Below are 2,698 nucleotides of genomic sequence, written 5' to 3' on the forward strand. Positions count from 1 at the left end.
ACAGCACATAATCCACAACCGACCGATGCTCAACCACCACACCCTTCGGCCGACCCGTCGAACCCGACGTATAAATCACATACGCCGGAACACCCCCACCCAACGGCGCCACACGATCCACGTCGGAAACATTCTCGTGGCCCATTGCGGCCAGCCGAGCCACCATCTCCGGCTCGTCCAGGCGGACTTGGGGAGTCTCCTTCGGCAGAACCTCTTGCGCGCCGAAGCCCGTGACCACACACATCGGATCAGCATCGTCGAGGATGTACGCGATGCGGTCAGCCGGATAGCCGGCGTCGATCGGCACATACGCCGCCCCGGTCTTCAGCACCGCCAGCAGTGCGATGACCAGATCGGCGGAGCGGGGCAGGGCGACGGCTACGAACCGTTCCGGACCCGCACCCCGCTCGACCAGCAGCCGCGCGAGCCGGTTCGCCCGCTCGTTCACCTCGCGATACGACAGCTCCACACCCTCGAACACGACCGCCGCCGCGTCCGGCGTCTTCGCGACCTGCTCCTCGAACAACACCGGCAGCACCCGGTCCGGAATCTCCCGTCGAGTGTCATTCCCGTCGTTGAGGACTTGGTCCAGGCGGTTCTGGTCGAGGACGGGGAGGGTGTGGAGGGATGTGCCGGGGGCCTCGTCCAGGGCCTGGATCAGGTGGCTGGTGGCGGTGTCCATCAGCGACAGCACGAGGTCGGGATCGATCGGGGCGACACACTGGACGGTGAAGGCAAACCCGTCACCGGTGTCGTCCACCGACACCGCCAACGGATAGTTCGTCCGTTCCTGTGCGAAGAGGATCTCGATCCCCTCCACCTCCATAGCGGCGTCCGACTCACCGACGCTGTGCCGGTAGTTGAACAGCGCGGTGAACAACGGCGCTTCGGCCGAGACCCCGCTCATCCGCTGGGCGAGGGCGAGCGGAGCGTGCTCGTGCACCAGCAACTCGGCCAGGTCGCCCTGCATCGAGTGAACCGCGTCCAATACGCCGCCACGGCTGGTGTCGAGGCGGACGGGCAGGGTGTTGATGAACAGCCCCGGAATGCGGTCCGCGCCCGCACCCGCCTGCATCCGCCCGAACAGCACCGTGCCGAACACCACGTCCTCACGCCCCGCCACGGCCGCGACCACCCGGGCGAACATCACATGCAGCACCGTCGCCGCACTCACACCCAGACCCCGCGCTACCTCACGCAGCCGACGGGCGGTCTCGTCCCCCACCTCCGCACGGGACTCCGCGACCGCGGTGCCGTCTCCACGCACGTCCACGATCCCGAACGGTGCCGTCGGCTCGTCCACGTCACCCAGCAGCCAGCCGAAGAACTCCTCGTGCTCGGCCACCGGGATGCCCAACCTCGCCTGCGCGACGAAGTTCCGGAACGGCAGAGGTGTTGGCAGCTCTGCCTCGCGCCCCATGAGGAACGCCTGCACCTCGGCGAAGAGGACGTCCACCGCGGTGTGGTCCTGGATCAGGTGATGCACCTGCACCAGGGCCACGCACCGGCTCGTACCGGGCACGTCCGCCACGGTCACATGGACGAGCGGAGCCACGGTGACGTCCATCAGCGAACCACACGTCGCCAGCAGCCCATCCACCACACCCTGCACGTCACCGTCCGCGAGACCCTCCAACGAGGCGTCGCGCACAGGGATTTCGGCGTGCCGCCAGACGACCTGGACCGGCTCGCGCAGCCCCTCCCACATCACAGCCGTACGCAGGATGTCGTGCCGGTCCACGACCTTCTGCAGCACGCCGACGAACTCGTCCAACCGCGCCCGGGAGTCAAAACCCAACGCCATCGGCAGGACGTAGGCGTCCTCGCCCGAGGAAGCACCCATCAGGTGGTGGAAGAGGATGCCCTCCTGCAACGGTGCCAGGGGATACACGTCCGCGACGTTCCCCACACCACCGGGCACCCGGGCCACGATCCGGTCGATCTCCTCCTGGGACAGGCCCGCCAACGGCACCATCTCCGGGGTGATCGCCTCCGCGCCCTCAACGATCCCGTTCTCCGGGACCACCACAGACCCACCCGAGCCACCGGCATCCGCCGAGCCCAGGCCGGCCGCGAGACCGGCAACCGACGGCGTCACGAACAACGACCGCACCGGCACCGACAACCCACGCTCACGCAACCGCTCCACCAACGACACCGCCAACAGCGAATGCCCGCCCAACTCAAAGAAGTTGTCGTCAATCGACACCCGCTCAACGCCGAGCACCTCAGCGAAAACCTGGCACAGGACCTCCTCCTGCGGGTTCCGCGGGGCACGGCCCTCCGCGCCGGCAGTGAACTCGGGCGCGGGCAGAGCACGCCGGTCCAGCTTCCCGTTCGGGGTCAGGGGGAGTGCCTCCAGCACCATCACCGCCGCCGGCACCATGTAATCCGGCACCGACTCCCCCACAAACGACCGCAACGCCTGCGGCTCAAGCACCACACCACGACCCGCCACCACATACCCGACCAGCCGCTTGTCACCCGGCCGATCCTCACGCACCACCACCGCAGCCTGATCAACACCAGAATGCGCGACCAGAACCGACTCGATCTCCCCCAACTCGATCCGGAACCCACGCACCTTCACCTGATCATCAATGCGCCCCAGATACTCCAACTGCCCGACACCACTCCACCGCACCAAATCCCCCGTGCGATACATCCGCGAACCCGGCACCCCGAACGGATCCGCGAC

The 2,698-nt window shown here is 67.5% G+C and carries 1 protein-coding gene; it reads right to left on the reverse strand.

The window, feature by feature from the left end; all coding sequences use genetic code 11:
• On the reverse strand, positions 1–2,620 hold a 2,620-nt coding region (locus tag AB0927_RS40890; RefSeq protein ID WP_366672951.1), incomplete at its 3' end, for an AMP-binding protein.
• Positions 2,621–2,698 lie beyond the last annotated feature (78 nt).

The organism is Streptomyces sp. NPDC048106 (assembly GCF_040706415.1).
Classification (GTDB): Bacteria; Actinomycetota; Actinomycetes; order Streptomycetales; family Streptomycetaceae; genus Streptomyces.